Here is a 6,659-nt window from a genome sequence, read left to right as displayed (position 1 = left end):
GGCTTGTACGCCGGCAGATCATCCACCGGGACCGCGAAGGCGCCCAGAGCACGCTCCACCGTCTTACACAGGAACTCCTTGCCCCGGTCGACGCGAACCACCCCGGGCAGGCCGCCGAACGGGCCGTACGGATCCCGCCTGCTGATCCCCGTGCGCAGCGCGGCCAACACCGCGTCCCGGGCCGGCTGATGCGGAGTAACCGCGACCCCCACGATCACCTTCGTCGCGACATCGATGAACCACGTCACCCACGGACACACCGCGGAACCTTCGAGATCCACGCGCACCGGGATCCGCTTGTGATCACCCTCCCAGCAGGCGTTGCGATGAGTCCGCGGGCGCTTGCCGTACACGTCATACCGGCGCCTGGCAGCCTCACCCCCCTTCAGGCCCGCCCGCTCCCCCGCCGACAAGTCCAGCCGTACAGCGCGCTGCAGAGTACGAAGAGAAGGAACCGAGTCCGCGACACCGGCCTTCACCGCCTCGGCGAGCAGTTCCCGGTGCACCGCGGCCACATTCCCGCCCCACACCGCCAGACGCTCGCGGAAATCCGCACTCACCACGGCCCGCTCGGGCGTCCGCGCCGCCAGGCGCCCCTCACGCCGGGCCACCGACAACCAGTTCCACACCGTCCGCTCGGACACGTCCAAAGCCGCAGCAGTCAACCGCACATGTGCAGAACCGAGTTCGCCGCGACCATCGAGGGCCATCAGGCGCGTGACCGCCGCCTCCCGCCCCGCGACAGCCGGCACCACCCACTCGGTAAAGCCACCGGGACCGTGTTCAGTCATCAGCCCCTCCCGCAGACGCGTATCCCCGCCTCGGAAACGCTGTCCACGGCCGCGCACCTCACTCCGACACACCGGACCGCATCCCACCAACGAGTGACGGCCCAGCAGACCCAACAGTCAGCCCCCGCACGGCAAGCACACACACGCGACAGCAGACCTTCAGCGGGAAACGACACCGGCCTTCAGTAGAAAAACGACACCCCACAACCCGCCCACCAGGCAAAACCCACCCTGAAAGCCCTGTCGCCAACCACTGCAACCCACACGCCGCCCATCACGGGGTGGCCGTGGTCGAGTTCTGGTCCGCCTGGCGTACGCGGGGCGGTGGTTGGGAGGGTGCGGTGGCCGCCCTCGTCCCGTCGGCGGGGGTGGTCGAGCTGTGGCAGCGGCGCAGCGTCGAAGTAGCTGCTGCTCTCGCACCGTGTGCTGCCAAGGTTGCCGCGGCCGGCCTGGCGCTGGGCGTGTCGATGATCCCGAGCTTGGCGCCGCTGTGCGGAAGCTCATGGACGCGTGTCTGGAGGACGGGGACGGGGACGGGGTGCGGGAGGCCGTCACCGGCCTGCGTGCGGTGTTCTGCGGGCCTGCCCCGGCGAAACGGCTCCGTCCCTGGCGGTTGGAATGCCGGGGACGGGGCGTTGGCGCGGGTGGCTGTCCGTGCCAGACGATGTCCAGGACGGATGGGTGTCGCGTCGGCCGGTTGGTGAGGTGGAGGGCGGAAGGGAAGTCTTTGCCTTCGGGGTCGTCGGACTCGCTTCCATTGTCTGTCAGTTGACCCCTCGGGTTTTCCGTGAGTTCCTAGAACGAGACGTCGAGATAGTCGATTTCCTGGAGTTCTACTTCGAGGTTGTCGGCGCGGTGTCCGCTGTCCTTGAAGTAGATTTCCTGGAGTCCTTCGGCGACGATTGAGCGCAGCTGCTGGTCGTTGGCGCCCTGTTGCTGGGCGTCGAACAGGCGGCGGGCGTACGCGGGCGGGAGGTGCACGGTCAGCCTCCGCATCCGTGGGTCGTCGGTGGTGCCGATGGGTGCGGTGTAGCCGAACCGGGCGCGGGTTTCCACGGTGATCCCGGTTGTGGCGGCGGCCTGTTGCCGGCGCTGCTTGCGGATCCGGGGCTGCCACCGGCGGCGGACTTCTGCCTCGATCCGGTCGGCGATGGGCTTGGGCGGCTTCTTCCGCTCGCCTTTGCGGTAGCGCTCCACCGAGCGCTGGCTGACCCTCAGGAGCTCTGCCACGGCGCGCGTGGTCTTGAGCTTGCTCAGCAGGAAGTTCACGCGGGCCTGGACGGACTTGGGCGGCTCGCGGGTGAAGGCCTCTTCGTCGGCGCGTTCCAGGGCGTCGTCGATGTCCCCCACGGGTCACTCTCCTTCGTCCAGGACGGCGTCGCCGCCCTTGATGTGGCGGGCCGGGTTGAAGCCCTGCTCCATCAGGTCGACCGCCCACAGCATGGACTGGACGCCTTCCAGTTTCGCCAGGCCCGGTGTGGGCCCGAGGCGGAAGCCGCCGGGCTGTGGCTTGCCGGAGGCCGCGTACGGCAGGAAGTCCAGCGGCGAGGGGCCGGGCGAGGGGTAGACGACGCAGTCGGAGAGCACGGCGAGTGGGTACAGGCCCGTCATCCGGGACATGTTCAGCAGCTTGCGGTGCATGTTGACCCGGGCCTTGGAGATGACGGCGGCGCGGATGTCGGGGCGCCAGGTCGGGCGCTGAAGGGCCGGCCACCGCTCGCCCTCCTTGTAGTGCCTGCCCTGGGGGCGTTCGCGCAGCTTGCCCACGCCGCCCTTGACCGTGGCCTTGATTGCGGCCAGTACGGCTGTCAGGGCCGAGTCGGTGTCCTTGTGCCGCTCCATCGCGGCGAGGAACTGCCCCTCGTCCAGGTCCTTGGTGACGCCGAGGTCGGCGAGGGTGTCGACGTAGGCGGTCTTGAGCCGGTCGTGCCAGGGGTCCAGGTAGGCGCCGGTCTCGCGGCGCAGGTATGCCTCCAGCGGCTGGACGTTGTAGCCGAGTTCCTGGGCGTAGGCGACGGTGTGTGTCTGGTACCAGGCCGGGCCCGTGGGGCGCTGTCCGGTCGGTGTGAACGGGCTGGGCAGGCGCGGGTCCAGCTCGACATGGCTCAGATCGACCAGCCAGGAGCCGGGGATCTTCGGGTTGAACTGCGGGCCCGTGAAGTGCACCGGCTGCGACAGGCCGACCGTCAGGCGGGCGGCGGCCGCGAGGAACGCGGTGTTCAGGTCCAGGCCGACCGCGTAGGGCAGCGTGCATTCCTCATCGGTCAGCAGGTCCACCGGCCGCACCCACTGGTACGCCTCCTCGTTCAGGAACCCGCCCGTCCAGCCGGAGTTGACGACCACGGGGTGTTCCTGGGTGGCCTCCGGCGGCGCCGGGTCCATCGGCGCCGTCCCGAGGCTGCCGGAGTGGTGGCCGGACACCCAGTTGCCGGTCGCCGGGTCCTTGACGGCCTTCGTGGGCGGGCGCAGCGCGGTCATCAGCTCCAGCCCGCAGACGGCCGTCGACCCGCGCGGGGTGATGACCCGCTGGGCGTAGACGCCGAGGACGCGGGCGATGCCGGCCGGTTCCATCTGCGCGACGCCGGGCCAGGACCGCTCATCGAGGGCGTCCCAGGACAGGATCGCGAGTTGCACGCACTGGCGCTGGCTGCCGGCGGTCTTGCGGTAGATCCGCGCCCACGGGCCGAACCCGCGCTGTGTGAGCTGCCATTTCGCCTTCGTGACCTGCTTGACCACCGGGTGGTCCTCGGGCAGGCGCAGCAAGCGGCGCTGCTCGTGGCCCTCCAGGCGTTCCGGGAGCCCGAGGCTCACCGCGGCCGCGGCGGTGAGCACGATCAGCGGGTCGCTGTCCTTGCCGTAGCGGTGCAGTTTCGGCGCGCCCAGACCGGACTCGTGCAGCGTCCACTCCACCAGTTCCGGGACTGTGGTGGCGGGGCAGTCCAGCACGATGCCGTCGGCGCCGTACGCGTAGCCGTCGCCGTCCAGCACGGCGAGCGGACCGTGCGGGAACCGCGGGTCCAACGCGGGAGGGGCCGTCTTCTTCACGGCCGGGGGAGGCGACGAGACCGTGGATGCCACCGGACGGCGAGCGGCCAAAGGCGCCAGAGGGGCCGCAGGGGCCGGGCGTTCGGGCGCGGCCGGGGCAGCGGGCCCGGCCACCGGCGCGGCAGTCCCGGCTCCGGAAGCGGGAGCCACGGAAGCGGGAGCCACGGAAGCAGGAGCCCCGGCCACGGGTGCGGGGGGCCCGGCCACGGGTGCGGGGGGCCCGGCCACGGGTGCGGCCGGGCCGGTGAGCGTCTGCGCAGCCGGCTGAGGCGAGGGGGGCGAGGCGGGCGCCACAGCGGGAGCGCCGAGCGCGGGGTACTTCGCCGCCCAGCCTTTCAACAGCCGCTGGTAGGCCTCCAGACGCGGCGGCTTCGGCTCGCTGCGGCCGTTCTCCCAGTTCTTCACCGTCTGCGTCGTCGACTTCAAGGCCTGCGCCAGGCGGGCCTGAGTGATACCAGCGGCCTCACGCAACCGGGCACGCTCCGCCGGGGACGGCAGCTGCGGCTCCTCCTCCAGCAACGCGTCGACCGACGCGAACAGCTCTTCCTCGGTTGCCATATCCGTCTACCTCCACCCCCAACCTAACAGCACTACCCCCTGAATTTAGCCCATTCCTTTAACCCGATACGGTTGTTCTGGCAGGGTGGTTCCGGCTTGACGGAGAGCAGTACGGGCACACCCCGGAGAAGACGCCGGCGGGACCGGGCGCCGCGCCCGCCCTGCCGCATGAGCGGGAAAGCGCCGCAGTTCCGGGCCGGGTCGTCCTGCCCGCGGCACACCGCGATACCGGCCGTCATCAACAGCCGTTTTCGGCCAGCCGCCGCAGACGGCCTGCCGGGAACGGGGAAGGCACAGCACGCCGGCCTCGCACAGACAGCCCCGGACCGCCGCGGCGGCGCCGTCCGCACCGGCCGGGACCTCGGCAAGCCGGCCCACCGGCACGCCGGCGCCTCGGCAGCGGGCAGCCGGCCCCCGGACGGCCGGGCCCCGGCACAGCCCGCCGGCAGGCCGCGGCCGAAGCACACATCCGCATCCCGGGGCTTCGACGCCCTCGTAGAGCCGGCGCTCGCCGACCCGACGGCTTCCGCGCCCCGGCACGTGCCCACCGGGCAGCCGGCCACCGGATCGAGAGCAGTCGTGTCTGGTTCCAGGTCCAGGGCGCAGCGCCGGTCCGGGGTGGATTCACGGGTGGGTCGTCGGCTGGTGAGATCGATCATCACGACGTGGATGATGACTCCGCAGCAGTGCGGGCGGGTGTCGTAGTCGCGTGCAAGCCGGTGAGCGGGCCGGGTGCCCGGCATGCGGGGCAGCTGGACGGTGGAGGTGGAGCATCCGCGGCCGGCGCGGCACTGCTCGCCCCGCTGCCGCACCCGGGCCGGCAGAGCAGCTCGGACTCTGCGGAGGTTCCACGGTCCGCGAACCCCCCTACACCGACAGCGAATTCACGGCAGACAGCCCCATCGATCTGCACGAACAGGACAACGGGGCTTCTTCAGGCCCGCATGCGAGCGGCCGGAAAACGGGCGGACACGGGGTCCGTGAACAGTGCCGGATTCCCTGTCCGGGCAGTGCTCGAACGAACCCGGCGACCAGCGTCGCCACCGCTTGCGGAGTCTTAAGGTTCATGGGGTGGACGGCGTCAGTCCGGTCGACGCCGAACGGCGCGGTACTGCGAGGCATCGGACTGGACGACGGCGTTGTGCCCCGTGGAGGCGACGAGCCGGAACATCAACTCCCACCGGTTGTCCGCTCAGTTGTTCCAGGCCGTCATGCCGGCGATGAACCGGCCCTCTGACCATAGATGCGTACCTCAGGGCAGGAGCCGTCAGGCACACCCATGGGTTTCCCCCAGAACACAGCCGGCTTCGCCCCATGACAGTGACCGTCTGGACGGCTGTCCATCAGCGGTCCGGACGTGGCTCAGACAGTGCCGCCCGAGGCCGTTTCGGGTTTCGTGTGGAGGACTTCGCGGGCCTGGTCCGCGGCGCGGGTGATGCTCTCGGAGACGAAGTCGAGGAAGCGGGCGATGTTCTCCAGCCGGGCGGCGGCCGGGGTGCCGCGGCCGAGGATGCTGACGCCCTGACGTGCGGTCTCGGCGACCTGGACGGTGCCACGGGCGCTGGCGATCATGGACTGGTACCAGACGTCGTCGTCGGCGACGTAGCGCTCACGGCGGCGTTCGTCACGTTCCCGGCGGACCAGACCCTGGCTCTCCAGGAACGCGACCGCCTTGGAGATCGACGCCGGGCTGACCCGCAGACGCGTGACGAGTTCGGCCGCGGTCAGGCTGCCCGCATCGCTGGTATAGAGACAGGTCAGTACCCGGGCCATCATCCTGGGCGTGCCCGCCTGCATCAGGACGGTCGTGAACGCCTCCTCGTATGCGCGCACCGCCTCCCCGTCGCGTCCGTGGGCCTGCTCGGGCGCCTGCGGCCCCCGGGGCGCGGCCTGCCTGCGGCGGTGGGCACGGTGCTCGGTGGCACGGTGGGCGAGATCGGCACGGTAGGCGGCGGGACCGCCGTTGCGCATCACCTCACGCGTGACCGTCGACGTCGGACGCTCAAGACGCCTGGCGATCTCCGCATAGGCAAGGCCGTCGGCCAGCCCCAGCCCGATCTGCTGACGTTCCTGCTGAGTGAGCCTGCCTCCCGGCATCACAGCCTCCTTCACGGTCCCCGGTGTCTCCACTATAGCGTTCACCCCCAATCCATTGCAACGAACACGGTGAAGGCTGTTGCATTAGATTCAAAACCATTGCAACGATTTCCTGGCTCCTACCTGCACTAATGGCAATTATACGCAACGAGTATGTTGCCTGATCTC

Annotated in this window: 4 protein-coding genes; all 4 read right to left on the bottom strand. The window is 70.3% G+C overall.

Annotated features, from left to right (window positions below):
- The coding region (locus AQI88_RS40645) for an integrase catalytic domain-containing protein (protein ID WP_244184598.1) at nt 1–791 on the bottom strand (791 nt) is incomplete at its 3' end.
- Between the two features lie 795 nt (nt 792–1,586).
- Nucleotides 1,587–2,141, bottom strand: a complete 555-nt coding sequence (gene tpg, locus AQI88_RS40640; protein ID WP_067010610.1) for a telomere-protecting terminal protein Tpg — start codon at nt 2,139–2,141, stop codon at nt 1,587–1,589.
- A 3-nt stretch (nt 2,142–2,144) separates the two neighbouring features.
- On the bottom strand, nt 2,145–4,394 hold the full coding sequence (tap, locus tag AQI88_RS40635; protein WP_067010608.1) for a telomere-associated protein Tap: 2,250 nt from the start codon (nt 4,392–4,394) through the stop codon (nt 2,145–2,147).
- 1,362 nt (nt 4,395–5,756) lie between these two features.
- On the bottom strand, nt 5,757–6,491 hold the full coding sequence (locus AQI88_RS49225) for a GbsR/MarR family transcriptional regulator (RefSeq protein WP_067010605.1): 735 nt from the start codon (nt 6,489–6,491) through the stop codon (nt 5,757–5,759).
- Between the last annotated feature and the right edge of the window lie 168 nt (nt 6,492–6,659).

This window comes from Streptomyces cellostaticus (genome assembly GCF_001513965.1).
GTDB classification, from domain to species: Bacteria; Actinomycetota; Actinomycetes; order Streptomycetales; family Streptomycetaceae; genus Streptomyces; species Streptomyces cellostaticus.
This window is presented reverse-complemented; position numbering and strand designations above follow the sequence as displayed.